Consider the following 25,766-nt stretch of genomic DNA (forward strand, 5'->3'; position numbering starts at 1 on the left):
CATGAGGATTCCCCGGCCGGTCTCCATCCGGTCCCGTTACACCGTCGCGGCTGTGGTCACGAGCCTGATCGTGCTGACCGTGATCGGTGCCTGCCTGGACGCGGCGGCCCGCTACAAATCGGTGGTGGACACCTTCGACTCGACCAAACGCGTGGCCAGCCAGTGGAGCGCCGCGGTACGGGCCGGCCGGGTGCCGCGGGTGATCCCCGCGATAAGCCCGGTGGACCTGATCCAGGTGGTGGATCACAGCGGGCGGGTGATCCGGGCCAGCGAGCAGGCACAGGGCGCCGAGCCGCTGAGCAACGTGCGCCCCCCCGCCGACGACCGCTTCGAGGAGGTGACGGCGTGCCCTCCGGTGATCGGGTGCGTCATGGCCATGGCCATCCGCGTCACCCCCGCGCCCGACTCCCTGGTGGTCTACGCCGGGGTCCGCACCCCCGCCGTGCTCGCCACCGGCCGGCTCGAAGCCGGCATCGTCGGCGGCGTGCTGGTGCTCACCGGCCTCGCGGCCTGGGTCACCTGGGTGCTGGTGGGCCGCACGCTGACCCCGGTGGAGGCCATAAGGGCACGCATGTCGCAGATCACCGGCAGCGACCTGAGCCTGCGGGTGCCCGTCCCGCCCGGCGGGGACGAGATCGCCCTGCTCGCGCACACCGCGAACGAGACCCTGGGCCGGCTGGAGGCGGCCGTCTCCCAGCAGCGCCGCTTCGCCTCGGACGCCTCCCACGAGCTGCGCACCCCGATCGCCGGGCTGCGTCTGCGCCTTGAGGAGGCACTGCTGCACCCCACGGAGGTCGACCCGCGCGCCTCGATCCAGGCGGCGCTCGGCACCGTGGACCGCATGGAGGCCATCGTGGACGACCTGCTGGTGCTGGCCCGGCTCCGCTCCGGCGACACCGCCACCGGCGAGCCGTTCGACCTCACCACCCTGCTCGCCGAGGTGGTGGAGGACCTCGCCACCGGCCCGCCCGTCCGGGTGCTCGTCGAGGACCGCGTGTTCGTCCGCGGCTCCCGGGTGCAGGTGATGCGTGTGCTGGAGAACCTGATCGCCAACGCCCAGCGCCACGCCGAGGGCCACGTGACGGTCAAGGTCGCCGAGAAGGACGGCCTCGCGACGGTGGAGGTCACCGACGACGGCGCCGGCATCGCCCCCGTCGACCGCGAGCGGGTGTTCCAGCGCTTCGTCCGCCTGGAGGAGGGCCGCCGCCGCGACCCCGACGGCACCGGCCTTGGCCTCGCCATCTCCCGCGAGATCGCCGAAGCCCACGGCGGCAGCCTGCGCGTGGAGGACTCCCCCCGAGGCGCCCGCTTCGTCCTGCGCCTGACCCCGACCCGCGTCGAGCCCTCAGTGGTCTCGACCCCGCTTGCCAGTTAGGTAAGGCAAAGCTAAGTTGCAGGGAGCCCAACCCCGACCGGAGGCCCCCAAATGACCGCCCACCCCACCAACCCACCCCACAACCCCCCAAAGGAGCCCTCCACCTCCCCGCCCCCCACCCTCCGCCCCACCACACCACACCACCCGCCCGCCGCCACGTCCGTCCTCAGGACCTCCGCCGTCCTCGACGGACCCACGGCCCGGCCCAGCACGAACCAGCCTCCCAACGGCCAGGGTGCTGTTTCCGGCGAGGTCGACGTCCTGGACGGGCACGCGGCCCGGTTGTCGGGCGGTCAGGGCGTTGGCTCCGGCGCGGGTGAGGTCCTGGACGAGTGCCCCGAGGGGTCGGGTACGGGCCGGTTCTCCGGCGGGCATGAGGCTGATTCCGGCGGAGGTGGCATTCCGAACGGGCACCCGGTGCAGTCCGGCGTGGACTCCCGGTCCGGCGTGGAGCCCCGGTCCGGTGCGGGCCGGTCTTCCGGCGGTCAGGGTGCTGGTTCTGGTGGGGGTGAGGCCCTGGACGGGCGCGCCGACGGGTTGGGTGCGGGCCGGTTGTCCGGCGGGCATGAGGCTGACTCCGGCGCGGGTGACATCCCGGACGGGCACGCGGGCCGGTTCGGTGCGGAGTCGCGGTCCGGCGCGGGTCGGTTCTCTGGTGAGCAGGGGATTGACTCCGGGGCGGACGCCCTCATGGCCGGGCATGATGCGCACCTCGGGGTGGATGACGTGCCCGCTTACCGGATTTTCCGGGTATGGGTGGAGCGGGTGGTGCCGCTCGGGGCGAGTTTCGTGCGGGTGACGTTCGGTGGGGACGATCTTTGTTGTTTCGCGGGTGACGGGTTCGACCGGCGGATCAAGCTGGTGTTCCCGGATCGCGACGCCGGCTACTCCTTCTTCCCTGACGGGGAGGACTGGTGGGAGCCGTGGCGTGCTCTGCCGCCCGAGCGGCGCAACCCCGTGCGGACCTACACCGTGCGGGCCGTGCGGCCGGGGCGCCGGGAGCTGGACGTGGACTTCGCGCTGCACGGTGACGGCGGGCCCGCTTCCCGGTGGGCGCGTGAGGCGGCGCCGGGGAGGCCGTTGCTGGTCATCGGGCCGGACTCGCGGTACGGCGAGCCCGGCGTTGGCACGGAGTGGGCGCCGCCGCCGGGGGCGGCGCGCCTGCTGGCCGCGGGGGACGAGACGGCGGCCCCGGCCCTGTCCGCCATCGCCGAGGCCCTGCCCGCGGGCGTGGACGCCCGCATCCTGATCGAGGTGCCCGACCCCGCGGACGCCCTTCCCCTCGACGTGGCACCCGGCGTCCGGGTGACCTGGCTGCCCCGTCACCGGCCCGGCCGTCCCGGTGCGCGGCACGGGGACCTGCTGATCCCCGCCGTCCAGGAGGCCGCCCGCGCTCTGCGCGCCGGGACACCCGCCACCGGCCCTGCCGAGGTGGCCGACCTGCCGCCCCGCCCGGGGGTGGTGGAGGACGAGCCCCTGTGGGAGGTGCCGGAGGAGGCCGCCGCGGATGCCGGCTTCTACGCGTGGCTGGCCGGGGAGGCCGGCGTGGTGAAGATCCTGCGCCGCCACCTGGTGGGTGACCTCGGTGTGGACCGGAAGTCGGTGGCGTTCATGGGGTACTGGCGCCTCGGCCGCCCCGAGATCGACTGACGCGTGCAGGTGCCGGCGTCTCGGCGGTCCCGAGGTCGGCCGGCGCGTGGGGGCGTCTCGGCTGTCCCGAGATCGGCTGACGCGCGATGGTGTCGGCGTCTCGGGTGTCCTGGGATCGGCTGACGCGCGATGGTGTCGGCGTCTCGGGTGTCCTGGGATCGGCTGACGCGCGATGGTGTCGGCGTCTCGGGTGTCCTGGGATCGGCTGACGCGCGATGGTGTCGGCGTCTCGGATGTCCTGGGATCGGCCGACGGATGAGCGTGTCGGCGTTTCGGGCATCCCGAGAAGGACTGACGGGTGAAGGTGTCGGGTGCCTCGGTCGGCCCGGGACGATGGTGGGTGAAGTCCGAATAACGGTCGTCATCAGCCGAAATATTTGCATTGGCCGTCGTGAAGCGGCCTTCTCCCAAGGGTATGGCCGGAATCAAGTCGTTCCCCGAGGACGTCGGAAAGGCGGTGAGGTCATGACCAGACCGACCGGCCTGGACACGCATCCCGACATCGTCGAGATGCGGGCCAAGTACGAGCGGGCGAGCTGTAGCAAGTTCGCGCAGGCGATCGACGGGCTCACGCTCCTCGCGGGGTTGTACCTCGCGATCTCGCCCTGGGTGGCGGGGTTCTTCGGCCTGCCGCGGATCACGGTGAGCAACCTGGTCACCGGGCTGTTCCTCGCGGCGCTCGGCGTGGGGTTCGCCTCGGCGTACGGCCGCACGTACGGGCTGACGTGGCTCGCCCCGGTGCTCGGGGTGTGGACCATCCTGTCGCCCTGGATCCTGCGGTCGGCGACCACCTCGACGGTGTGGAACAACGTCGTGACCGGGGTCGTCATCCTGCTGCTCGGCCTCGGCGCCATGGCGGTGGGCAGCCGCCCGATGAGGATGCCCATGCGGTGACACCTCCGCGCGATCGGTTAGTCGGCCGCTGGACGGGGCACGCGGGCGGTACAGCCTGAAGGAAGGTACGCCATGACAAGCCTCAAGGAACGGGAGACCGCGGCGAACGCGTACTCATCGCTCAGCACCGCCGAACTCGTCAAGCAGCTCTCGGAAGACGTGTCGCGGCTCGTCCGCGACGAGTTCCGGCTCGCGGCGCTGGAGTTGTCCCGCAAGGGGAAGCGGGCCGGCGTCGGCGCGGGCATGTTCGGCGGCGCGGGAGTGCTCGCCCTGTACGGCGGCGGCGCGCTGGTGGCCGCCGTCATCCTCGCCCTGGCGCTGGTGATGCCGGGCTGGCTCGCGGCGGTGATCGTCGGCGTCGCCCTGCTGGTCCTGGCCGGCCTGCTCGGGTTCGGCGGCAAGCGCCAGGTGTCCAAGGCCACGCCGCCACTCCCCAAGGAGACCATCGACAGCATCAAGGCGGATCTGGACGCCGTCAGGCAGGGGGCACACCGATGACCGAGATCGACCCCGTGGGCACGCCGTACCGCCCCACCGCCGGCGAGGTGGGCCTCCACCGCCAGGAGCCCGGCACAGCGACCCCCGAGTCCGCGGGCCCGTCCCTGAACTTCCCCCGCACCCAGGCCCCCCACAAGCCGTACGTCAAGCCCGTGGTGAGCCACGGCCCCGGCGGCGACCCGCTGGCCGGTCTGTCCGGCCCCGTCGCCTCCGCCGAGACCCGCCCCCAGACGGCGGGCGTGACCGGTGAGACGACGCGCCGCGCCCCCCGCTCGGAGGAGCAACGCCTCCGTGAGGAGATCGCCCAGACCCGCGAGGACCTCGGCCGCACGGTGGAGGCCCTGGCCGGCAAGGCCGACATCAAGGCCCGCGCCCGCGACAAGCTCACGCGCGCCCGCGCGAGGATGGTCCCCGCACGCACCCGGGACACCGGCCGGACGTCCACCGCGCGCCGCGGCGCCGAGGTGGCCGAACGCCTGCGCGGCGGCCCCGTCACCACCCGCCGCCTCGGCGGCCGCCGAGTGGACGCCGCCACCTACGAGAACGCCGGCACCATCGCCGACCGCATCCTCACCCAGGCCGCCCGCCACCCACTGGCCCTCATCGCCGCCGGCGCCACCACCATGGCCGCCGCGGCCTGGACCACCTGGTCCCGCCGCACCCCACCCCACTACCGCCGCCGCCGCTGACCGCCGGCGAACGGGAACACCCGCCGGAGACCACCACCTCCGGTGCGCCAGGGACTGAGACCGGGCACACCGGGGGGTGGGCACCCGGTGGACCAGGAGATCAGCTCCTGGTCGTCCGGGGATCACCCCTGGTCGCCCGGCATCGCCCGGGTGGGGACAGGGGACAGACCGGGCGGGCCGGTGGTCACGACTGGTGGGCCGGTGGATCGGCCGGGGATCACGCCCCGTAGGCCAGGGGACAGACCGGAACGGCCAGGGATCGTCGCCGGTGAGCCAGGGGCTCACCCCGGGCTTGCCTGGGGGGACACCCGGTGGACCAGGAGATCACATCGGGTGGTTCAGTCCCCGGTGGGCCGGGGGACGGACCCGGACGGGTGGGGGGCTCAGACCCCGGCAGGCCGGGGATGGCACCTGGTGGACCAGGAGATCACGTCGTTCAGGAGGTCGCCCCCGGTGGGCCGGGGGACGGACCCGGACGGGCTGGGGGCTCAGACCCGGGCAGGCCGGGGGCGGCTGGTGGTTCAGGCGGTCGTCCCTGGGGGCGGATCCGGGTGGGCCGGGGGGAGCAGACTGGTGTGCCGGGGGGTCACAGCAGGTGGGCCAGGAGCATGCCGCAGGCGCCTGCGGTGAGGCCGGCGGTTATGTTGGCCGTGACGTTGAGGACAGGGAGCAGGCGGGTGCCGGTCTCGGCCAGGCGCAGGGTTTCGTAGCCGAAGGTGGAGTAGGTGGTGAGGGCGCCGCAGAAGCCGGTGCCGGCTGTCGCCATGAGGGTGCCGCCGGCGGGGAGTGCGGCCAGGAAACCCAGGAGGGCCGAGCCCACGACGTTCACCACCAGGGTGCCCCATGGGAAGACCGATCCGGTGCGCGCCTGTACGGCGCGGTCGGCGAGGTACCTCGCGGGGGCGCCGGCGGCGGCGCCGGCCGCGACCAGGAGCACCGTGGCGGTGCTCACGGGCCCTCCGCCTCCCGGCCGGCGTGGCGGACCACCTCCACCGGGTCTAGCAGGACCAGGCCTTCGGTGACCAGTTCGTCCAGCCGGGGCAGGAAGGCCCTGATGCGCTCCTCGGTGTCGATCAGCACGACCGCCACGGGCAGGTCCTCCGACAGGGACAGGATGCGGGTGGTGTGGATGCGCGACGACGCGCCGTACCCCTCGATGCCCCTGAGCACGGTGGCGCCCGCGAGCCCGTCCTCCTGGGCCCTGCGCACGATCTCGTGGTAGAGCGGGCGGTGGTGCCACTGGTCGCTCTCGCCGATCAGGACGGTCAGGCGGGTGGCGGGGCCTTCGAGCTTCATGGCGATCCCTTCCGGCGGGACGTCCGGGCGACGGCCGCGCGGGTGGCCGCCGCGCCCGCGTACACCGCGGCGAGTGCCGCCGCGGCGGTGCCCGCGAGGTAAGCCACCGCGGTGACCGGGGCGCCCGCGCCGAAGGTGCGGCCGATGTCCACGACGTACCCGGAGAACGTGGTGAAACCACCGAGCACCCCGACGCCGAGGAAGGGACGCGCGAGGGGGTGCGGGCGGGTCGCCTCGGTGATCACCACCATCAGGACCCCGATCAGCAGGCACCCCGACACGTTGACGGCGAAGGTCGCCCAGGGGAAGCCGCCCGGGCGCACAGGGAACGCCACCCCGAGCCCGTAGCGTGCCAGGCTCCCGGCGACGCCCCCGGCCGAGACCGCCGCGACGGTGCTCCACGGGGGGCGCCCCGTGGCGGCGGGCATCTCAGTCGACCTCGGCGCTGCCGCTGACCCGGAGCTTGCGGCGGGCACGTTCGTAGAAGGTGGTGGTGCCGAGGCGGACCACGCGCCCGGCGCCGCGGACGGCGTTGACGGTGACCCGGTCGCCCGCCGTCAGCCGGCTCGCGACGCTGCCGTCCACCTCCACGGCGAGCTCCCCGCTGGCGGGCAGGAGCTCCAGGACGACCTCTTCGTCGGCCGAGAGCACCAGCGCCCGGTTGAACGACGAGTGGGCCGCCGCGGGCACCACCAGGAAACCCTCGACGAGCGGGGAAACGATGGGGCCCCCGGCGGAGAAGTTGTAGGCGGTGGAGCCCGTGGACGTCGCGACGATCACCGCGTCGGAGGCGTAGCGGACGAACGGGTGGCCCTCCACCGAGATGCCGACCGCGGACATCCGGTCGCCGGGCGTGCGGACCAGCGCGATGTCGTTGAACGCGGTGACGGTGTGCCCGCCGGGCAGCGCGGCCTGCACCGCCATGCGCGGCTCGACGGTGAACCGGTGGTTGTCGATGGCCGACAACGCCGGGGGAAGGTCCTCGACGTCGATCTCGGCGAGGAACCCCAGCTTGCCGAGGTTCACCCCGAGCACCGGGGTGGTGCGGCCGGACACCAGGCGCATGGTGCGCAGCATGGTGCCGTCCCCGCCCAGGCTGACCAGCAGGTCGGCCCGCTCCACCAGGCTCGCGGAGTCGACGGCCACCGCGCTGCAGTGGATGCGGCCCACCTCGTCGGGCAGGCCGAGCACCGTGCCGCCCCGGGTGGCGGCCCACTCCACGATCGTGTCGATGGCCTCTTTGGAGTCCCGCTGCGGGTGCAGGACCAGCCCCACGGTCTTGACCATGCCCATGACGCCCACTGTACGGCGCGCCGCCCTCTGCTCCCGCGTGCCGCGGGCCCGCCGCGGGCCCCGCCGTGGCAGGGTGGGAGAGGCACTGTTCCCCCGCGCGCCCGCTCCCGCTGGACGTGACAACGCAGCCGGGGAGCCGGGAATCTGTAGTCACCACTATCTTCTGCCCCCACCGGTATATGGTCCTGACACGCGAATCGGTGTCCGGGTGCGGCCAGTGGTTGGGTGCCGCGCTGGTAGCTGCGGATAAAGGTGCCTGGTGCCCGATTCTGCGCATACTTACGATGCGGGGCCCGTCAATGCGTCATGCTGTTCCACGCGTAGGAACCGACCGTTGGCGGGTATATTCTTGGGGAGTCAAACTATGCTCCCGAAAGGAGTGGAGATGGCGACACAGATCCAGACGCTTCTCATCGACGACCTCGAAGGCGGTGAAGCAAAAGAGACGGTCCAGTTCGCGATTGACGGGACCAGCTACGAGATCGACCTGAACGACAAAAACGCCAGGAATCTGCGGGAGGCCCTTTCGCCTTTCGTGTCCAGCGCCCGCAAGGCCGATCACGGCCAGGCCCGCGGCCGTAAGCGCGGCGCCGCCCAGCGTCCGGCTCGTGACAAAAGCTCCGAGATCCGGGCATGGGCCAAGGCCCACGGCCTCAACGTCAGCGAGCGAGGCAGGATCGCCTCCCACATCGTCGCCCAGTACGAAGCAGCGCAGTGAATGATTAACCCGTCCCGCCTGGATTAGTCGCCCCGGCGAGCACGAGCGTCTCTTGGGCCCGCCCTGGCGGGCCGCTCTCGTAGAGGCTGTGCTCGCATCGGGGAAGCCGGCGGGACGGGACGGGGCCCTCCCTGGCCCGCACGCGTCGTTCTGGCCTGCACTGATCCTCGCTCTCCCGGCGAGGATGGCCGCGGTGGCGTGGTTCGGGTGACTAGTGCTGACTTCAGGGAATTTGTTAGCTTGACCCCTATTCATTGCTCCATCCAGGGGTTAGCCGTCACGGCGGTCCTCTCGGCGGAGCCCGGGAAATCACGGCGCCATCGCCTCATCATCGGCATGTGATTCCGGTGATTGGGGCCCTCCCGCGCCGAGCCCGGCGTGGTTGGCGCGGGCTTCTGCGGGGTGCCCCGTGCCCGGTCAGGGTGTATGCGCGAAGTTCCGGGGCCGTCAATGCGTAAAACGGTGCGGCCGGGACGTGGCCGCGGCGGCGCCGTCCGCGCTATTATCCGCCCCCAGGGTCTCACGCGTCGCCGGCGCCCCGCCCCCCGCCGGCCCGCCCGCGCCGCCGGGCACGCCCCCGGCCGCCAATGTAATGGCCACGGCCGGGCGCGAAACTTCCAGCGAATTCGCAGGTTCGGGCCCAATCAACGCCCCGCCGCGCCGCCCGCCGTCCGTCCGCCCATTCGGGCCCCCTCGCGGAGCCGTCCAATGCCGGTTAGTCGTGGCCGGATAAGGCAATCTCCGAGGTGCGATCGTTTTCCGGCCTTCTCCGACGTTCTGTAGGCGGAATGCGGAGGGAAGCTTTTTGTCACCTTCTGTAAGCATCGTATGGCGCAATGTCGTGATTTCTTGCGCCCGCGAGAGGGCAGAGGGCGGCAGGGGAAGGCAGAAGGGGTGGGGGCCTCCGCCCGGCGGCTCAGATGGTGATCCACTCCGTGACCAGCGTGAGATCGCCGACCCGGCAGCGGAGGCTGAACGGCCCCGGGGCCACGTGATCGCAGGCGAAACGCCCCATCGCGTCGGCCGTCACGGTGACCGGCCGCCGCCCGCGCACCTCCACCTCCGCCGCGCCCGGCGGGATCAGCTGCCCGACGACGCGGGCCCCGGCGCCGGACACCGTGATCTCCACGTCCACCCCGGCCTCCCCGGTGTGGAAGGCCGCCACGCGCGGCCCGTCGTCCCCGCGCACCGTCCCCGCGCCGGCCAGCGAGTCGAACGCGAGCGCGGCCAGCTCGTCGTCCACGGCGCGCATCGTGAAGGCCTCCACGGCGGCCTGCAGCACCTCGGGCGGCACCGGGTCGAGGACCGCCGCCGCCTCCCGCAGCTCCCGCTCCAGCGCGTCGTCCACCGCGCCCCCGGCCCCGCCCCCCGGCGGGGGCCCGCCGTCGTCCCGCCCGCCCGGCCCGGCGCCGCGGGAGGTCACGACTCGCCCCGCTCGGAGAGCAGGGCACGCAGGCGCCGAAGGCAGCGCAGCCGGGTGGGACCGATGCTCCCCACCGGGACGCCGAGCGCCGCGGACACCTCTTGGTAGGCCGGTGGGGGCGTGGCCATGAGCACACGCAGCAGCCGCCGGCACGCCTCGCTCAGCTCCCCGAACGCCGCCCACAGCCGCCGGACCCGCTCGGCGTGGGTGGCCGCCTCCTCCGCCTCGAGCACCGCCTCCTCGGGCGTGCCCCCGGCGGAGGGACCGTCGAGCAGCCACGGATCGCCGACGGGCGACTCCCTGCGGGCCGCCCTGATGACCTTCAGGGACTCGTGCCGCGCCGTGCTCGCCAGCCACGACCCGACCTTCTCCGGCTCCCGGATGCGGGTGAGGTGCTGCGCGAGACGGAACCACGTCGTCTGGAACACCTCGTGGGCGTCGGCGTCCGACAGCCCGTGGGCGCGCACGACCGACCACACCAGCGGGGCGAGCCGCTCGACGAGAGCCTTCCAGGCGGCGGCGTCACCTTCGGCCGCGGCGCGGAAGAGGGCGCCGGTCGCGTCACGGTCCACGCGGGCGATCCTTACGGTGGGGATCATCATCGTACGCCGTGCGCCTCCCGCGCGGACGCCTCGGCGGGCCCGCGCGGGTCGTCCGATCACGGCCGCGGCGCCGCCGTCACCGGGGCAGGGTGCCAGCCAGGAGGCCGCAACGCGCGGACGGGCACGCCGCGCACCGTCGCGCGGTATCCGCCGCTCCTGATCAGGTCCTTCGCGGCGGTCCTCGGGTTCCACTCCCCGGTCGCCACCATGTGGTTGGCGATCATGGCGGCGACGATCGGAGTGGAGAACGACGTGCCGCTCCACTTGGCCCTGCCGGTGAAGGACGCCGTGCTCGGCGCCCGGTCCGGCTCGCTCAGCACGCCGACCCTGGCAGGGAAGCCGCAGGTGCAGTCGTACAGGAAAGGGTCCTCGTAGGAGGCCAGGTAGCGGCAGCGCTCGAAGGTCGAGTGCTGGTACCTGTACGGCTGCGGGCCGTCCGCGCCGAGGAACGCGCCCACGAGCCGCTCCCCGGGCGCGTACACCCGCACCCACTCGCCGTAGTCGGTGAAGCACGCGCCCTGTTCGCCGTCGACGCGCAGCGCCCCCACCGACACCACCCCGTCGTTCTCCGCGGGGTACCGCGCGGACGCCGCCGGCCAGAAAGGGGCGTCACTGCCGTTGTTGCCCGACGCCGCCACCAGCAGGGTGCCGGGGTGCTCCTTCAGGGCGTCCAGGAACCACTCCATGCCCATGAGCGGCGTGAACAGGCCGTTCGCCGCGCCTGCGGACAGGCTGATGATGGTGGGCCAGCCCGGGGCCAGCGCCTCCGTCAGCCGCTCGGTGAACTGGTCCTCCATCATGCAGCCGGCCCGGCTCATCTTGTTGGACACGGTGACCCGCGTGTGCGGCGCGATGGCCTGGATCAGCCCGGCGATGAACGTGCCGTGCCCCACGTACTCGCGGACGAACCCCTTCGGGTCGTGGGTGGGAGGGACCCGCGTGCCGCTCCCGCCGACGCCGGGAAGCCCGGGAAGATCGGGGATGAGCGGCGAGACACGGATCGGGGGCTTGGCCCGCGGGTCGACCTCGTCGGCCGGGGCGGGCGGTACGACGCCCGTCATCCACGGGTGCTGCGTGTGCAGGTCCTTCACGATGCCCGTATCGACCACGAGGATCGTCACCGGTGGCCGGTCGCCGTTCGCCGGCCCGTCCGGGACCAACTGCCGCGCGGGGTGGAACTGCTCCGAGGTCGCGTCCGGCTCGTCCGCCGGGCAGGAGTTCACCCCGCCCGGCGTGATGGTGATCAGGTGGTTCTTGCCCGCCATCTGCTTACCCGCCCGCCCCTCCAGGCGCTCCAGGTCCCGCAGCGCGCCGACGACTCCGCCGTCGGGCGCGGCGGTGTCCGGCGAGGCGACCGGGATCCGCAGCAGGCCGGAGGCCGGGCGGGAGCCGGGGAGCATCACCGGGGCCGCCCGCCGGTTGCCGGTGGCGTTGAGCTCGTCCACCACCAGGTGGGCCTCCTCGGCGCGGCACAGGATGTGCCCGCTCTCGAAGGCGTAGAAGGGGATCTCGCCGGGTGGGCCGCCGACGAGCGGCGTGTGGTCCATGGCCTCTGAGATCAGCTTGAGCTGCTCCTGGAATCGGTCGGGCGCCATCTGGGGCTCCTCCGTGCGTGGTCGTCGTCCGTCTTCGCCGATGTAGAGCCGGACGAGGTCGGACTGATACAGCGTGGACGCCCCGAGACCCCACGTTTAACATCTGGACCGTGGAGGGGGGAAGCACCCCGGGCGATCCCAGGCCGCCCGGGCCGGAAGACCTGCTGTCCCTGGTGTTCGCGCGCCCCCGCGAGGCGGTGGACGCCGCGCGGGCCCTGCTGGCCGCGCCGGGCCCGCCGTACGTCGCCTCCGTCGCGCACCAGGTGATCGGCATCTGGGAGCGCGACTTCGGCGACCTCACCGTCGCGCTCGGCCACCTGCGCCGCGCCCGCGCGCTGGCCCGCCGCTCCGGCTCCCCGGACCGCGAGGCCGACGCGCTCGCCGCGCTCGGCGTCGCCGTCGTGCACGCCGGGCACACCGGCCGGGGGCTCGCCCACCTGAACGCCGGGGTGACGCGGGGCGGCGGCCTCACCTCGGCCCGGGTGCGGTTCCGGCGGGCCAGGATCCTGTGGGTGCTCGGGCGGCACCGCGAGGCGCTGGACGACCTGCGGCCCGCGATCCCGGTGCTGCGCGAGGCGGGCGACACGATCTGGACGGCACGCGCGCTCACCCTGCGCGGCCTGATCCACCTGTCCTCCGGCTCCACCGAGCACGCCGACCTCGACTTCGCCGCCGCCGAGCAGTTGTGGGAACGCACCGACCAGGACCACGACCGGGGTGTCGCGGTGTGGAACCGCGGCGTGGCGGCTTTCCTGTCCGGCGACCTGCCCGCCGCGCTGCGCCACTACGACGAGGCGGCCCGCCGGTTCGACGCCCTCGGCACCCCCGGGTACGGCCTGATCCTCGACCGGTGCTTCGCGCTGCTCGCCGCCGGGCTCGCCGAGGAGGCCCAGCACGAGGCGGACCGGGCGGCGGCCCTGCTGGAGCGCACCCGAGGACAGAGCACCACCAGGGCCGAGCTGCTGCTCGTGGCCGCGCGGGCCGCGATGGCGGCGCACGACCCCGCCGCCGCGAGCGCCCGCGCGCTCCTCGCGAGCCGGCTGTTCGTCAGCCAGCGCCGCGACTGGTGGGAGGCCCACGCCCGGCTGGTGCTGTGCCAGGCCCGCCACGCCGCGGGCCGGCCGCGGGGCCGCGAGGTGCGCGACGCCGCCGCGCTCGCCGTCCGTCTCAGGGAGCTCGGGTCGCCGGAGGCCGTGCAGGCGTCCCTGCTGGCCGGGCGGCTGGCTCTCGCCCTCGGCTGGGCCGAGGACGCGGCCCGCCACCTGGCCGAGGCCGCCGGCGGCCGGCACCGCGGCCCGGCCCAGGCCCGGGTGGCCGGGTGGCTGGCGCACGCCCTGCGCGCGGACGCCGCCGGGCACCGCCCCGCCGTGTTCGCCGCCTGCCGCCGCGGCCTGGACGTGCTGGACGAGCACCGGCTCACCCTCGGCGCCGCCGAGCTGCGCGCCCGCGCCACCGCCCAGGGCGCGGAGCTGGCCGCGCTCGCCCAGCGGGCGGCCCTCGCGTCCGGCGACCCGCGCCGGCTGCTGGCGTGGAGCGAGCGGTGGCGGGCCACCGCGCTGGCCGTGCCGCCGACCCGCCCGCCCGACGACCCGGGGCTGCTGCGCGACACCGCCGCCTACCGCGACGTCACCGGCCGTGTGGAGGCGGCGCGGTCCACCGGCCGTCCCGCGCCGGTGCTTGAGCGCGAGCAGCGGCGGCTGGAGCGCGCCATCCGGGCCCGCACCCTGCGGGCCCGCGGTTCTGGCGCGCGGGCGAGCCGTCCGTTCGACCCCCGGGCGCTGCTGGACCGGCTCGGTGACCGGCGCCTGGTCGAGATCACCGACGTCGGCGGCGTGGCGCACGTGCTGGTGTGCGGCGGGGGACGGGTGCGGGCCTTCAGGGCCGGGCGCACGGCGGACGCCGCCGCCGAGATCGACCACCTGCGCGCCGGGCTGCGGCGGCTGGCGTACCGGGCGGCGGCCGGGTTCGCCGCCGAGCGGCTGGCGGTGGTGGAGGCCGGGGCACGCCGCCTGCAGGAGACGCTGCTCGGCCCCGCCGCCCGCCACCTCGGGCCGGGCCCGGTGGTGATCGTGCCGCCCGGCAGGCTGCACGGGGTGCCGTGGCCGGCGCTCCCGGCGCTGCGCGACCGGGTGGTCGGCGTGTCGCCGTCCGCGGGGGCCTGGCTGCGCGCCGGTGACGTGGCGCCGCCCCCGGGGGCCGGTGCGGCGGGTGTCCCCCCGGCGGGCGGGGCGGGGGTGGTGCTGGTCCGGGGGCCCGGCCTCGCCGGGGGAGGGGCCGAGGTGCCGGCCCTGGCCGCCCGGTACGGCGGCGCGGCCGTGCTCGGCGACGGCGCGGCCACCGTCACCGCCGTGCTCAAGGCCATCGACGGCAGCCTGCTCGCGCACATCGCGGCGCACGGCACGTTCCGCGCCGACAGCCCGATGTTCTCCGCGCTGCGCATGGACGACGGGCGGCTCACCGTGCACGACCTGGAGCGCCTCGGCCGCGCCCCGTACCGCATCGTGCTGTCCGCGTGCGACTCGGGGTGGCTGGAGCCGGTGGGGGCCGACGAGCTGCTCGGCCTCGCCGCCGCGCTGCTGCCGCTCGGCACCGCCGGGATCGCGGCGAGCCTGGTGCCGGTGGACGACGAGGCGGCCGCGGCCCTGTCGGTGGCGCTGCACGACGGCCTGCGCGCCGGCCTCGGCACGGCCGAGGCGCTGCGCGACGCCCGCCGCGCCCTGCCCGGCGACCCCCTGCACCGGGCCACCGGGTGGTCGTTCACCGCCATCGGGGCCGCGTGAGCCGGATGTTCTCAGGAATGCCGATAAATAGGTAATGGGGTACTCATGCGCGGGCGCGGGCGGGTGCCCAGCCTGGTCGGTACATCCGACCAGGGGAGGGACCCATGACGTCCGCCGACTACGAACACGAGCAGGGCCCGCACTGCGCGTTGCCGCCGCAGTCCGTGCCCGTCGAGGCCGCCGCCGTGAGCGGCGTCCGGCTGGACGCACTGATCAACGGGCGGCTCAAGTGGCTGAACGGCACCGTGCTGCACTACTACTTCTTCGACCGCGAGGAGGACGGCTCCACGGTCACCCTGACCGACGGCACCACCGCGTTCGTGTCCTGGGTGGGGGACCAGGTCCAGCGCGCCGCGGTGCGCGCCGCCTTCGATGAATGGAAGAAACTCGGCATCGGGCTGGAGTTCGCCGAGGTCACCGACCGCGCCGAGGCCGAGATCCGTATCGGCTTCATGAAGGGCAACGGCTCGTGGTCCTACCTCGGCCGTGACGCGCTCGGCATCCCGATCGGGGAGCGCACCGTCAACTACGGATGGCGGCTGGACACCCCGCACGGGCGCACCACCGCGCTGCACGAGATCGGGCACGTCATCGGCATGCCGCACGAGCACCAGAGCCCGTTCTCCGGCCTCGTGTGGGACGAGGAGGCGGTCTACCGGGAGTTCTCAGGGCCGCCGAACAACTGGCCCCGCCCGAAGATCTTCCACAACGTGCTCCGCAAGCTGGACGCCTCCGAGGTGGACGGTTCCCCGTTCGACTGGCGGTCCGTGATGGAGTACGCTTTCGGACCCGGCCTGATCCTGGAGCCCGAGGAGTTCCGCCGGGGCCTGTTCCCGCCGGGTGGTCTCTCCGGCACCGACGAGGAGTTCGCCCGCTACTGGTACCCCGGCCTGCCGCCCGCCGGGCCGCCGAAGTTGTCGCCGTTCACCTCGGTGCCGCTCGGCCTCGCGCCGGGGGAGCAGGCCGACTACCTCATCGTGCCCGAGGGCACCCGCGACTACACCGTGGCCACGTTCGGCGAGAGCGACACCGTGCTCGGCCTGTTCGAGGAGATCGACGGCGAGCCTCGCTACGTGCGGGCCGACGACGACGCCGGGACCGAGCGCAACTCCACGGTGACCGCGCGGCTGGTCAAGGGACGCCGCTACGTGGCCCGGGTGCGGCTGTACTCCACGAGGGGGTCGGGTCAGACGGCGATCATGTACTGGTGACGGCGCGCCGGGCCGGCGGTCAGGGGTGCGTCAACTCCTCCCCAAGTGCGCGGCCCCCGAGGTAACCCCAGGTGGGGATGGGTAGCCATGGAGCAGTCGTCCATCGACGGGGGAGAGGGCAATGAGACGTGGAGTTGTCGGGGCGATGCTGCTCGGGGGCGGCGTCGGCGCGATGCGCTGGTTCTCCGCGCGGCGCACCCGGATCAGGGCCGGCCGTGAGGCGTCCCGCTGGCTGGCCGTGACCATCTACCGGCGGCCCGAGGAGGTCGTCCCTGACGGGCGGCTGCCCGAGCCGCTGGCCCGGCTCGGCGACACCATCGAGGTGCAGGTGCGCGAGGCGCCCGGCGACCGGGGCACCGAGCTCGCCGCCCGCCCGCTCAGCCCGGCGCCCACCGGGGTCGACCAGGTGCTCGCCCGCCTCGGCGGGCAGGACCCGCGCCAGGTCGTGCGCCGCGCGCTGCGCGAGTCCAAGTGCCTGATCGAGACCGGCGAGGTGCTGCGGCCCGAGCCGTTCCGTCCGCGGCCCGTTCCGGTGGGCCGGGCGACGGAGGCGGCGTTCGAGCGCGCGGGCGGGGAGGGACGGCGGTGAGGGCGCTGTGCTGGCAGGGCGTCAACGAGCTGTCGGTCGAGCGGGTGCCCGACCCGCGGATCGTCAACGCGCAGGACGCGATCGTCAAGGTCAGGCTCACCACCACGTGCGGTTCCGACCTGGATCTGCTCGGCGGGTACATCCCGGCCATGCGCGCCGGGGACGTCATCGGGCACGAGTTCCTCGGCGAGATCGTCGAGGTCGGGTCGGAGGTCCGCAGGCACCGGGTGGGGGACCGGGTGGTGGTGTCCTCGATCATCGGCTGCGGGCGGTGCTGGCAGTGCGAGCACGGCATGTGGTCGCTGTGCGAGAACAGCAACCTCAAGCCCGCCATCACCGAGACCGCCTGGGGCGGGGACACGGCCGGCATCTTCGGCCACTCGCACGCCATGGGCGGCTACCGGGGCAGCCACGCCGAGTACGTCCGTGTGCCGTTCGCCGACCACGGGGCCTTCACCGTGCCCGACGGCGTGGACGACATGAACGCGCTGTTCGCCTCGGACGCCGCGCCCTCCGGGTGGATGGGGGCCGAGCTCGGCGGGGTGCGGCCCGGTGACGTGGTGGCGGTGTGGGGCTGCGGCGCGGTCGGCCAGATGGCGGCCTGCGCGGCGGTGCTGCTCGGCGCCGACCGGGTCATCGCCGTCGACCGGCTGCCCGAGCGCATGGCCATGGCCGAGCAGCAGATCGGGATCGAGACGATCGACTGCTCGCGCACCGACGTCGTCGCCGAGCTGAAGGAACGCACCGGCGGCCGGGGTCCTGACGTGTGCATCGAGGCGGTGGGCATGCAGGCGCACGCCCCCGGCCTGTACGGCAAGGTGAAGAAGCGGGCCGTGATGGGGGAGCGGCCGACGGCCGTGCGGGAGGCGATCTACGCGTGCCGCAAGGGCGGGTCGGTGTTCGTCCTCGGGGCGTTCGCCGGGACGGTGGACCGGTTCCCGCTCGGCGCGATGATGAACAAGGGGCTCACCGTGCGCGGCGCCCAGCAGCACGGGCAGCGGTTCATCCCGCGCCTGCTGGACCTCATCGACCGCGGCGAGCTGCGCACCAGCCACCTGGCGACGCACACCATGCCGCTGACCGAGGCCCCGCGGGGGTACGACATGTTCAAGAACAAGAAGGACGGCTGCGTGCGGGCCGTCTTCCGGCCCTGGGCCTGACCGGCGCGGCGGCCCCGTCGCCGGGGGCCGCCGCGGCCGCGCGTCCTCAGCGCGGCGGGTCGATCCCGTGGCGGCGCAGCAGGCCGCGGGTGGCCTCCAGCTCCTCCTGGAGGGCCCGGACCTGTTGCTCCAGCTCCAGGATGCGGCGGATCGCGATCAGCGTCATGCCCTCGTCCGACAGCTCGGCGACGTACTGCACGAGCCCGATGTCGGCCCGCGAGTAGCGGCGCTGCCCACCCGGGGAGCGGTGCGGGCGTACCACCTCGAACTCGTCGAGACGGCGCAGGAAGGCCTGCTGCAGGCGGAGCATGTCGGCGACCTGGCCGAGGGAGTACAACGGCGCGTAGTGGTCGTCGATCGGCAGCCGGGCCATGCGTCCCTCCATGTGACGGCGGGCCGGCGCCCCCCCGTGCGGGGCGGCGCCGGCCCGGTGCGTGCGCCGAGGGCGTCCCGTCAGGCGCGGATCGCCTTGGGGTCGCCGCCGCGCTGGATCTCGACCTTGCGCGGCTTGGCCTTCTCCAGAACCGGGATGCGGATCTGCAGGACACCATTGTGGTACGCCGCGTCGATGCGCTCGCTGTCGAGGTGCTCGGAGAGGTAGACCCGGCGGGTGAACGTGCCCATGACGCGCTCGCGCACGAACACGCGGTCGTCCTCGGCGAGCTCCTCCTCGCGGCGGGCGCTGACCGACAGCACACCGCGGTCCACGGTCACCTCGATGGAGTCGGGGTCGATGCCCGGCAGGTCGAAGCGGAGCAGGACGTCGTCCTTGCGCCGCACGCCGTCCAGCGGCATGACGCCGTTCCTGGCGCCCTCGCCCCAGGTGAGGGCCTGGCGGGTCAGCCGGTCGAACTGCCGCTCGAACTCCTGGACGAAGGGGTCGATCGACGTGAGCAGCATCTTCGGAACCTCCTCGCTGATCTATGTCCTTGCTCTGGTGTGCCGGCTAAAAGCTCCAACTGCAGTTGTAGGTTAACTCTTCCTGTGCTCGTATGCAACTCGCCTTTCTGGTAGGAGGGAATGTCGAGGACGGCGCGGGCGGGGAATGGTCGTGGGTGAGGCCCCGGCCAGGAGGTGATCGCGATGCGCGTCGGCGACGTGATGGGAAAGGTCGCCATCGCGGTCGCGTGGGACACGTCGTTCGCGGACCTGGTGGAGACGATGCGCCGCTTCAAGATCGGCGCGCTCGCCGTGGTCGACCGCGAGCGCCGTCCCGTCGGGGTGGTGTCCGCCGACGACCTGCTGCTGCGGGAGATCGGCCCCCGCGAGGACGTCCCGCACCCCCGCGGCCTGCGTGAGGAGCAGGGGCAGCCGGCGTCCCGCACGGCGTCCGGCGTCATGACCACCCCCGCGATCACCGTCACCGCCGGCACCGGCGTGCGGGAGGCGGCCCAGATCATGCACGACCACGGCGTCAGGCAGCTCCCCGTGGTGGACGCCGAGACCGGCCGTATCGTCGGCACCGTCCACCAGGCCGACCTCCTCAAGGTCTTCCCCCGCTCACCCGCGGAGCTGGCCACCGAGATCGCCGTGGTGATCCGCCGGTCCGGCGTGCTGCCCGCGGCCCTGTCCACCGTGCTCGACGACGGCACGGTGACCCTGACCGGCCACGTCCCCCGCCGCTCCCAGACGGTCCGCATCACCGAGGGCGTCCGCGCCCTGGACGGTGTCATCGAGGTCCACCCGCGCCTGACCTACGAACACGATGACTTGTCCGCGACGCCCCACCGGTCGTCATCTGGGCGCCGCTGGGCATAATCCCTGGTGAAGGGGGATGCCGTGCACGGGCAGATCGTGGTCGGAGTGGACGGGTCACCGTCCGCGGTGGCAGCCGTGGACTGGGCGGCCGACGCCGCCGCCCGCGGCGACGCCCGGCTGAAGATCGTGCACGTCCGCGAGCCGTGGTCCTACGATTTCCCCCTCAAACCGGCCCCGGCGTCCCGCGACAGCCACGTGTCGTACTGGCGCGCCGCCCTGGCCGCCGCCGCCGACCGGGTGCGTGCCCGCACCCCCGGCGTGGACGTGAGCGTCGCACTGATCACCGGCGCCGTGACAGAACGCCTCACCACCGAGACCGAGTACGCCGACGAACTGGTCCTCGGCAGCGAGGGCCGCGGCGGCCTGGCCGCGTTGTTCCTGGGCTCGGTGGGCCGCGCCGTCGCCTGCCGCGCCCACGCCCCCGTGGTGGTGGTCCGCAGCCTTCCCGCCACCGGACACGGCCGGATCGTCGTGGGCTTCGACGGATCCCCCGCCTCGGAGGCCGCCCTGACCTACGCCGCCACCGAGGCCCGCCTCCGTGACGCGACCCTCCGTGTCATCCACGTCCGCGCCGCACTTCCCCTGAGGCCCTCCCTTTCCCCCACCGCCACCGAGGCCCTGCAGGCCCTGCTGACCCCGTGGCGCACCGCCCACCCCGGCCTCCAGATCACCGCCAGATCCCTGAGAGGCCACCCCGCCCTCACCCTCATCCAGGCCTCCCACCAGGCCGACCTCCTGGTGATCGGCTCCCACACCAAAGCCCGCCCCGCCCACCTGGGCTCCGTGGCCCACCACACCCTCCACCACTCCCACTGCCCCGTCGCCATCGTCCCCCCCGCACCCTGACCCGGCCCGCGGTCCGGACACCCGGACGCGGACACAAGGGAGGGGCGCGCCGGGGCAGCCGTCCGTCCATCTCTCCGAGAAGGCCGTGGACCCGACCGGCGAGGCTTGCTCCGATCTCGATGTTCGCGTCACGCCGGTGCGGCGCGGGGACGGCGGCGTCGGACGCGCCGACGACCACCGCGTCCCGCCCCGTACGGCGGCGTCGGACGCGCCGACGACCACCGCGTCCCGCCCCGTACGGGCGAAGGTCGCGGCCACCGAGGGCGGTCCGTCCGCCATGGCCGAGAAGTCGATCAGCACTGGGGTCGGGAGGCGTGTCGTGAGACTCGCCCTGGTACTCCGCGGACCGCGCGCCGCGCCGAGACCGGACCGGTCGCCGTCCCGCACCACATGTGCGGGCTCCAGGTCGGGTGCCGGCTGGGGTGAGCCGGGTCAGGTGGGGTGGCCGGCCATGTGGGCCACGTCTTCGGCGGCGTCGCCGGAGAGTTTGGCGGAGAGGTCGGCCAGGGCGCGGGCGGCGGCCAGTTCGTCGCCTATCTCGGGGACCGGGTGGTCCACGGGGTTGCGGCGGGCGTGGCCCAGGCTTTCGTGTCGTTGGCCGGTCTCGGTCAGCAGGACGGCTCGGGCCACGGTGCGGTCGTCGTTGTCGTCCTCGGTTATGTGGATCTCCACGACCCACTCCTTGGCTTGCATGACGGCACCTCCTTGTTCTGCTTCCACTCTCTCACCCGGGGGGCGCGGCCGCTCGCAGGGAGGCGGTGACCTGGCCGGGGAGCTCGGTCAGCCGGTGGGCGGGGAGCTCCAGGGGGGTGACGTCCTCCGACCACGGTGCGGTCTCGGCCACGATCGCGCGTGCTTGCCGCTTCGTCAGGGATTCGCGGGCCTTGATCAGGGCCTCGCGCCAGGTGTTGGCGAGTTTTCCATGAGCGTTGTCGAGGATCGCCCGCAGCGCGCGGGCCGGCGCGTCCTTCGGCACGGGCTGCCGCACGGCGTCGATCGTGGTGCCGGTCATGGTGATCTTGTAGACCGCCGCCAGCGGGCCGTCGCCGGTCAGCAGGGCGGGCCAGAGGTCGCGCTCGCCGGCCTCGTGGCCCGCCAGGAGAACGCGGACGTGGGTGGCGCGCGAGGCCAGCAGCAGGCGGGGGACGGCCGGCTCCAGGCCGCGGGGGACGGCCACGGCCACCTGCGCGGGGGCGGAGGCGTAGGGCTTGGCCAGCCACACCGAGAGGCGGACCCTCGGGACGCGGGGAAGGACGTCGCTCGGCCAGTCGCCCACCAGGACCTCGGGGGCGAAGCCGTCGGGGAAGGCGGTGCCGGTCGCCGTGCCGGAGGATTCGACCGACTGGGGGCCGTGGGTGTAGATGGCGGCGGCGAAGCGGTCGGCGCGGGTGGCGGCGGCGGGGCGGGACTTGGTGGTGGGGCGCAGGACGTACAGGTCGGCGGCGGAGCCGATGGCCTCGGCGCCGAAGTAGCGGTTGAAGTCGGGGTACATCGCCTCGCTGACCAGGTTGAGGTCGTGGAGGGCGGACTGGACCTTGTAGGCGAGCATCGGGGTGCGCTCCCCGGCGCCGTACGCCAGGAGGACGCGCGCGGTGCCGATGTCGCGCAGCGACTCCACGGCTCTGGCGGCGAACAGGCCGACCCCTTCCGGCGTGTACGGCGGGTCGGTGATCGCCAGGTCCGCCTGCTCACGGACCGAGGGCGGCAGGCCCAGGCGCAGGTCCGCCCACCGGGTGCGGACCGTCAGGCCCGCCTCGGCGGCGCGGGCGGCGATGTACGCGAGCACGCGCTCGTCGATGTCCACCACCGTCACCTCGGCCTCGGGATGCAGCGTCGCCACGGCGAGCGACGTCAGGTCGTGGTCGCCGACGCACAGCACGCGTGCCCCCGGAAGCCAGAACCGCGTGCCGAGGAGCAGCGCCCGGCGCACCACCGTGTCGGGCGTGGCCGACACGTGGTCCAGCGCCTGCCGCCCGCGCGGCGCCTCGGCGATCAGGGCCGCCATGCGCTTCACCACGTCGCGGTGCCGGTCAAGCAGGTGGCCCACCGGGTCGGCGGGGCCGCCGCCCGGCGGGTCGCTCAGGTCGCGGTACGCCGCCGCACGCTCCGGTGGCAGCCGGAAGCGGTCGCCTGACCGCTCCGGGGCGAGCTCGCGCAGCAGCGCCTCGACACCGCGCCGCGAGGTCGCCGTCGCGCGCACCAGGCCGGCGAGTGTCCACCACGACCCGTCCGACAGCAGCCCGAGCGCCGCGCGCAGCCGCCGCGCGTCCACCCCGGCCTCGGCCAGCAGCTTGCCCACACCCTCGGACTCCACGCGGCAACCCTATCGGCGCCCCCCGGCGACCGTGCGTCACGATCCGCGCCTGTGGACGACGCCGGCCTGGCGTGTCCGGGCACGCGTCGGGGCCCGGCGTGGCTACAATCCCCGGGGCGCGCCACGAAGGGTGCGCGAGCCGTCGCACCGCGTGTCCGGAAGGGTGCGAGGCCGGAGAGCCGGAGGAGCGCGTCCGGGGGCCCAAGGCGCGCGGAAGGCCGGGGGAGAGCGCGAAGGATGCAGGGGGGACGGTCGTGCTGCACGGTGTTGACGTGTCCAACTGGCAGGGGTCGGTGAACTGGGCGGAGCACGCGGGCGACGGGGTCGATTTCGGGTTCGCCAAGGCGAGCGAGGGCACCGGGTTCGTCGACAAGTGGTTCGCGCGCAACTGGGTCGCGATGCGGGAGAACTGGCTCGTCTGCGGGGCGTACCACTTCGGGCACCCCAAGGGCGACGCGGTGGACCAGGCGCGGCACTTCCTCGACGTGGTGGACGCGGCGGGGGGGCTGCGGCGCGGGGACCTGATCGCGCTGGACCTCGAACGGTCGGGGCACCTGCCGCCGGGCGAGGTGTCGGCGTTCGCCCGGCGCTGGTGCAAGGTGATCTCGGTGGTCACCGGGGTGCGTCCGCTCATCTACACGTTCCTGGCCTTCGCCAGGAAGGGGTATTGCCAGGGCCTGCAGGACTACCCGCTGTGGATCGCCGCCCCGAGCCACCCCAAGGGCCGCCCCGTGGTCCCGGCGCCGTGGGAGCGCTGGACCATCCACCAGTACGCGCACGGCTCCACCGACCGCAACGTCTTCCGCGGCACCCGCGCCGAGCTCGCCGCCCTCGGCTACCAGCCCCGGCGCCGTGACGCCTGACGGGCCCTGCCGCGGGGCACCCGGCGGGGTGGCGTGTGGAGATAACCCGAGGCGAATCGGCGGTACCATCGGGCACGATAGTCGGAAAGCCATCCGGGGAAGCCCTTCTAGATCTTGGAGACACCGTGTCCGCCGCCCTCGAAGTACGCATCACCCTCGCCGGAGCCGAGCGTGTGGTGGCGGGCGGCACGACGGCCGGGCAGGCGCTCGAGGCGGACGGCCGCACCGTCATCGCGGCCCGCGTCAACGGGGAGCCGCGCGACCTCGCGACCGAGGTCGCGGAGGGTGACGTCGTCGAGGCCATCGACATCGCCTCGGCCGACGGGCGGTCCATCCTGCGCCACTCCACCGCGCACGTCATGGCCCAGGCCGTGCAGGAGCTGTTCCCCGAGGCCAGGCTCGGCATCGGGCCGCCGGTCGAGAACGGCTTCTACTACGACTTCGACGTCGAGCGGCCGTTCACCCCGGACGATCTCAAGCGGGTCGAGAAGCGCATGCGCGAGATCGTCAAGCAGGGCCAGCTGTTCGCCCGCCGTCCGGTCTCCGACGACGACGCCCGCGTGGAGCTCGCCGCCGAGCCGTACAAGCTGGAGCTGATCGGCCTCAAGGGCGGCGCCGCCGACGAGGAGAGCGTCGAGGTGGGCGGCGGCGAGCTGACCATCTACGACAACCTCGACCCGTCCACCGGGAAGCTGTGCTGGAAGGACCTGTGCCGCGGCCCGCACGTGCCGTCCACCCGGGCCATCCCGGCGTTCAAGCTGATGCGCTCGGGCGGCGCTTACTGGCGGGGCAGCGAGAAGAACCCCCAGCTCCAGCGCATCTACGGCACCGCCTGGGAGTCCCGCGACAAGCAGGACGAGTACCTCCACCTGCTGGAGGAGGCCGAGAAGCGCGACCACCGCAAGCTCGGCACCGAGCTCGACCTGTTCTCCTTCCCCACCGAGCTCGGCTCGGGCCTCGCGGTGTTCCACCCCAAGGGCGGCGTGGTGCGCCGCGTCATGGAGGACTACTCGCGGCGCCGGCACGAGGAGGCGGGGTACTCCTTCGTGAACACCCCGCACATCACCAAGGAGAACCTCTTCCAGCTCTCCGGGCACCTCGGCTGGTACGCCGACGGCATGTTCCCGCCCATGGAGCTGGAGGGCGCACGCTACTACCTCAAGCCCATGAACTGCCCGATGCACAACCTGATCTTCAGGTCCCGCGGGCGGTCCTACCGCGAGCTGCCGCTGCGTCTGTTCGAGTTCGGCAGCGTGTACCGCTACGAGAAGTCCGGCGTCGTGCACGGCCTGACCCGCGTGCGCGGCATGACCCAGGACGACGCCCACATCTACTGCACCCGCGACCAGATGCAGGGCGAGCTGAAGAGCCTGCTGCGGTTCGTGCTCGGCCTGCTGCGCGACTACGGTCTGGAGGACTTCTACCTGGAGCTGTCCACCCGCGACCCGGAGAAGTCCATCGGCACCGACGAGGTGTGGGCCGAGGCCACCGACGCGCTGCGGGCGGCCGCCGAGTCGGAGAACCTCGATCTGGTGCTGGACGAGGGCGGCGCGGCGTTCTACGGGCCGAAGATCTCGGTGCAGGTGAAGGACGCCATCGGGCGGAGCTGGCAGATGTCCACCATCCAGGTCGACCTCAACCTGCCCGAGCTGTTCGAGCTGGAGTTCCAGGGGGACGACGGGTCGCGGCAGCGGCCCGTCATGATCCACCGGGCGCTGTTCGGCTCGGTCGAGCGGTTCTTCGGCGTGCTGGTCGAGCACTACGCCGGCGCGTTCCCTCCGTGGCTCGCCCCGGTGCAGGTGGTCGGCATCCCGATCTCCGACTCCCACGTGCCGTACCTCAACGACGTGGCCAAGCGGCTGCGTGAGCGCGGCATCCGGGTCGAGATCGACGCCTCGGCCGACCGCATGCAGAAGAAGATCCGCAACGCCCAGAAGTCCAAGGTCCCCTACATGCTGCTCGCCGGGGACGACGACGTGTCCCAGGGCGCGGTCTCGTTCCGCTACCGCAGCGGCGAGCAGAAGAACGGCGTGCCGGTCGACGACGCCGTGAACGAGATCGCCGACGCCGTGGAGCGCCGCCTCCAGGTCTGACCCGCGGCCGCCGTGGCCGTCGCCCGCCCGCCGGGCCCGGCCCGCGCGGCCGGCGACGGCACCTGCGCCCGCGCCCCGCGCGGCACCGTCCCCCAGGGGCGGTGCCGCCGGGCTCGCCG

At 73.7% G+C, this 25,766-nt stretch carries 25 protein-coding genes; 14 read left to right on the forward strand and 11 right to left on the reverse strand.

The genetic code is table 11. The features are described 5' to 3' along the window. Position 1: 1 nt before the first annotated feature. The 5 genes from ABGB17_RS08820 (at position 2) to ABGB17_RS08840 (ending at position 5,106) form a co-directional block, all read left to right on the forward strand. Entirely contained in the window at positions 2-1,375 is a 1,374-nt protein-coding gene (locus tag ABGB17_RS08820) for a HAMP domain-containing sensor histidine kinase (RefSeq protein WP_347627321.1), read from the forward strand. A gap of 690 nt (positions 1,376-2,065) precedes the next feature. Beyond that, positions 2,066-3,025, forward strand: coding sequence for a siderophore-interacting protein (locus ABGB17_RS08825; protein WP_347627322.1), 960 nt, complete (start codon positions 2,066-2,068; stop codon positions 3,023-3,025). Between the two features lie 465 nt (positions 3,026-3,490). Beyond that, positions 3,491-3,919 (forward strand): SPW repeat protein, encoded by a 429-nt coding sequence (locus ABGB17_RS08830; RefSeq protein WP_347627323.1) that lies wholly within the window; start codon positions 3,491-3,493, stop codon positions 3,917-3,919. 72 nt (positions 3,920-3,991) lie between these two features. After that, on the forward strand, positions 3,992-4,417 hold the full coding sequence (locus tag ABGB17_RS08835; RefSeq protein ID WP_347627324.1) for a phage holin family protein: 426 nt from the start codon (positions 3,992-3,994) through the stop codon (positions 4,415-4,417). Then, positions 4,414-5,106 carry a DUF3618 domain-containing protein gene (locus tag ABGB17_RS08840; protein ID WP_347627325.1) on the forward strand — a complete coding sequence of 231 codons (693 nt, stop codon included), beginning with the start codon at positions 4,414-4,416 and terminating at the stop codon, positions 5,104-5,106. The genes ABGB17_RS08835 and ABGB17_RS08840 overlap by 4 nt, the downstream gene beginning before the upstream one ends. A 586-nt stretch (positions 5,107-5,692) precedes the next feature. Here the strand turns inward: ABGB17_RS08840 and ABGB17_RS08845 are convergent. From ABGB17_RS08845 to ABGB17_RS08860, 4 genes are read right to left on the reverse strand one after another with little or no spacing between them, the layout of a single operon-like run. Continuing rightward, positions 5,693-6,058, reverse strand: a complete 366-nt coding sequence (locus ABGB17_RS08845) for a CrcB family protein (RefSeq protein ID WP_347627326.1) — start codon at positions 6,056-6,058, stop codon at positions 5,693-5,695. After that, positions 6,055-6,402, reverse strand: a complete 348-nt coding sequence (locus ABGB17_RS08850) for a DUF190 domain-containing protein (protein WP_347627327.1) — start codon at positions 6,400-6,402, stop codon at positions 6,055-6,057. The genes ABGB17_RS08845 and ABGB17_RS08850 overlap by 4 nt, the downstream gene beginning before the upstream one ends. Beyond that, complete coding sequence (locus tag ABGB17_RS08855) at positions 6,399-6,830, reverse strand: CrcB family protein (protein ID WP_347627328.1); 432 nt, start codon at positions 6,828-6,830, stop codon at positions 6,399-6,401. The genes ABGB17_RS08850 and ABGB17_RS08855 overlap by 4 nt, the downstream gene beginning before the upstream one ends. A 1-nt stretch (position 6,831) precedes the next feature. Then, a complete protein-coding gene (locus ABGB17_RS08860) occupies positions 6,832-7,695 on the reverse strand; it encodes an NAD(+)/NADH kinase (RefSeq protein WP_347627329.1) in 864 nt (287 codons plus the stop codon). A 385-nt stretch (positions 7,696-8,080) separates the two neighbouring features. Here ABGB17_RS08860 and ABGB17_RS08865 point away from each other — a divergent pair, with 385 nt between their 5' ends. Beyond that, complete coding sequence (locus ABGB17_RS08865) at positions 8,081-8,413, forward strand: Lsr2 family protein (RefSeq protein WP_184981078.1); 333 nt, start codon at positions 8,081-8,083, stop codon at positions 8,411-8,413. Between the two features lie 916 nt (positions 8,414-9,329). Here the strand turns inward: ABGB17_RS08865 and ABGB17_RS08870 are convergent. The 3 genes from ABGB17_RS08870 to ABGB17_RS08880 all read right to left on the reverse strand — a co-directional run bounded on the left by ABGB17_RS08870 (position 9,330) and on the right by ABGB17_RS08880 (position 12,033). Continuing rightward, positions 9,330-9,836: a hypothetical protein gene (locus ABGB17_RS08870; RefSeq protein ID WP_347627330.1), complete on the reverse strand. Its 507-nt coding sequence runs from the start codon at positions 9,834-9,836 to the stop codon at positions 9,330-9,332. Next, positions 9,833-10,408 (reverse strand): sigma-70 family RNA polymerase sigma factor, encoded by a 576-nt coding sequence (locus ABGB17_RS08875; RefSeq protein WP_347627331.1) that lies wholly within the window; start codon positions 10,406-10,408, stop codon positions 9,833-9,835. The genes ABGB17_RS08870 and ABGB17_RS08875 overlap by 4 nt, the downstream gene beginning before the upstream one ends. Positions 10,409-10,494: 86 nt before the next feature. Continuing rightward, complete coding sequence (locus ABGB17_RS08880) at positions 10,495-12,033, reverse strand: S8/S53 family peptidase (protein WP_347627332.1); 1,539 nt, start codon at positions 12,031-12,033, stop codon at positions 10,495-10,497. 110 nt (positions 12,034-12,143) lie between these two features. Between ABGB17_RS08880 and ABGB17_RS08885 the strand changes: the two genes are divergently transcribed. The 4 genes from ABGB17_RS08885 to ABGB17_RS08900 all read left to right on the forward strand — a co-directional run bounded on the left by ABGB17_RS08885 (position 12,144) and on the right by ABGB17_RS08900 (position 17,773). Continuing rightward, entirely contained in the window at positions 12,144-14,813 is a 2,670-nt protein-coding gene (locus ABGB17_RS08885; protein WP_347627333.1) for a CHAT domain-containing tetratricopeptide repeat protein, read from the forward strand. A 104-nt stretch (positions 14,814-14,917) separates the two neighbouring features. Beyond that, positions 14,918-16,024, forward strand: coding sequence for a M12 family metallopeptidase (locus ABGB17_RS08890; protein WP_347627334.1), 1,107 nt, complete (start codon positions 14,918-14,920; stop codon positions 16,022-16,024). A gap of 121 nt (positions 16,025-16,145) precedes the next feature. Further along, entirely contained in the window at positions 16,146-16,613 is a 468-nt protein-coding gene (locus tag ABGB17_RS08895; protein ID WP_347627335.1) for a hypothetical protein, read from the forward strand. After that, the gene (locus ABGB17_RS08900) at positions 16,610-17,773 is read left to right on the forward strand and encodes a zinc-dependent alcohol dehydrogenase (protein ID WP_347627336.1); all 1,164 of its coding nucleotides are present in this window, start codon (positions 16,610-16,612) and stop codon (positions 17,771-17,773) included. Before ABGB17_RS08895 ends, ABGB17_RS08900 begins: the two co-directional genes overlap by 4 nt. A gap of 46 nt (positions 17,774-17,819) precedes the next feature. Here the strand turns inward: ABGB17_RS08900 and ABGB17_RS08905 are convergent, their stop codons facing one another. Both ABGB17_RS08905 and ABGB17_RS08910 read right to left on the reverse strand, forming a co-directional pair. Further along, the gene (locus ABGB17_RS08905; RefSeq protein WP_347627337.1) at positions 17,820-18,146 is read right to left on the reverse strand and encodes a MerR family transcriptional regulator; all 327 of its coding nucleotides are present in this window, start codon (positions 18,144-18,146) and stop codon (positions 17,820-17,822) included. 80 nt (positions 18,147-18,226) lie between these two features. Beyond that, positions 18,227-18,673, reverse strand: a complete 447-nt coding sequence (locus ABGB17_RS08910) for an Hsp20/alpha crystallin family protein (RefSeq protein ID WP_347627338.1) — start codon at positions 18,671-18,673, stop codon at positions 18,227-18,229. Positions 18,674-18,856: 183 nt separating this feature from the next. Between ABGB17_RS08910 and ABGB17_RS08915 the strand changes: the two genes are divergently transcribed. Beyond that, complete coding sequence (locus ABGB17_RS08915; RefSeq protein ID WP_347627339.1) at positions 18,857-19,531, forward strand: CBS domain-containing protein; 675 nt, start codon at positions 18,857-18,859, stop codon at positions 19,529-19,531. Between the two features lie 21 nt (positions 19,532-19,552). Beyond that, positions 19,553-20,377: a universal stress protein gene (locus ABGB17_RS08920; protein ID WP_347627340.1), complete on the forward strand. Its 825-nt coding sequence runs from the start codon at positions 19,553-19,555 to the stop codon at positions 20,375-20,377. Between the two features lie 432 nt (positions 20,378-20,809). Here ABGB17_RS08920 and ABGB17_RS08925 read toward each other — a convergent pair whose 3' ends face one another. Together ABGB17_RS08925 and ABGB17_RS08930 are read right to left on the reverse strand one after the other, a co-directional pair. Beyond that, positions 20,810-21,070 carry a dsRBD fold-containing protein gene (locus tag ABGB17_RS08925; RefSeq protein WP_347627341.1) on the reverse strand — a complete coding sequence of 87 codons (261 nt, stop codon included), beginning with the start codon at positions 21,068-21,070 and terminating at the stop codon, positions 20,810-20,812. Between the two features lie 31 nt (positions 21,071-21,101). Next, on the reverse strand, positions 21,102-22,691 hold the full coding sequence (locus ABGB17_RS08930) for a bis-aminopropyl spermidine synthase family protein (protein ID WP_347627342.1): 1,590 nt from the start codon (positions 22,689-22,691) through the stop codon (positions 21,102-21,104). A 254-nt stretch (positions 22,692-22,945) separates the two neighbouring features. Between ABGB17_RS08930 and ABGB17_RS08935 the strand changes: the two genes are divergently transcribed. Both ABGB17_RS08935 and thrS read left to right on the forward strand, forming a co-directional pair. Next, positions 22,946-23,554 (forward strand): glycoside hydrolase family 25 protein, encoded by a 609-nt coding sequence (locus ABGB17_RS08935; RefSeq protein ID WP_347627343.1) that lies wholly within the window; start codon positions 22,946-22,948, stop codon positions 23,552-23,554. A gap of 125 nt (positions 23,555-23,679) precedes the next feature. Beyond that, positions 23,680-25,647: a threonine--tRNA ligase gene (gene thrS, locus ABGB17_RS08940; RefSeq protein ID WP_347627344.1), complete on the forward strand. Its 1,968-nt coding sequence runs from the start codon at positions 23,680-23,682 to the stop codon at positions 25,645-25,647. The last annotated feature ends 119 nt before the right edge of the window (positions 25,648-25,766 follow it).

This window comes from Sphaerisporangium sp. B11E5 (genome assembly GCF_039871875.1).
In the GTDB taxonomy this organism is placed as follows: Bacteria; Actinomycetota; Actinomycetes; order Streptosporangiales; family Streptosporangiaceae; genus Sphaerisporangium.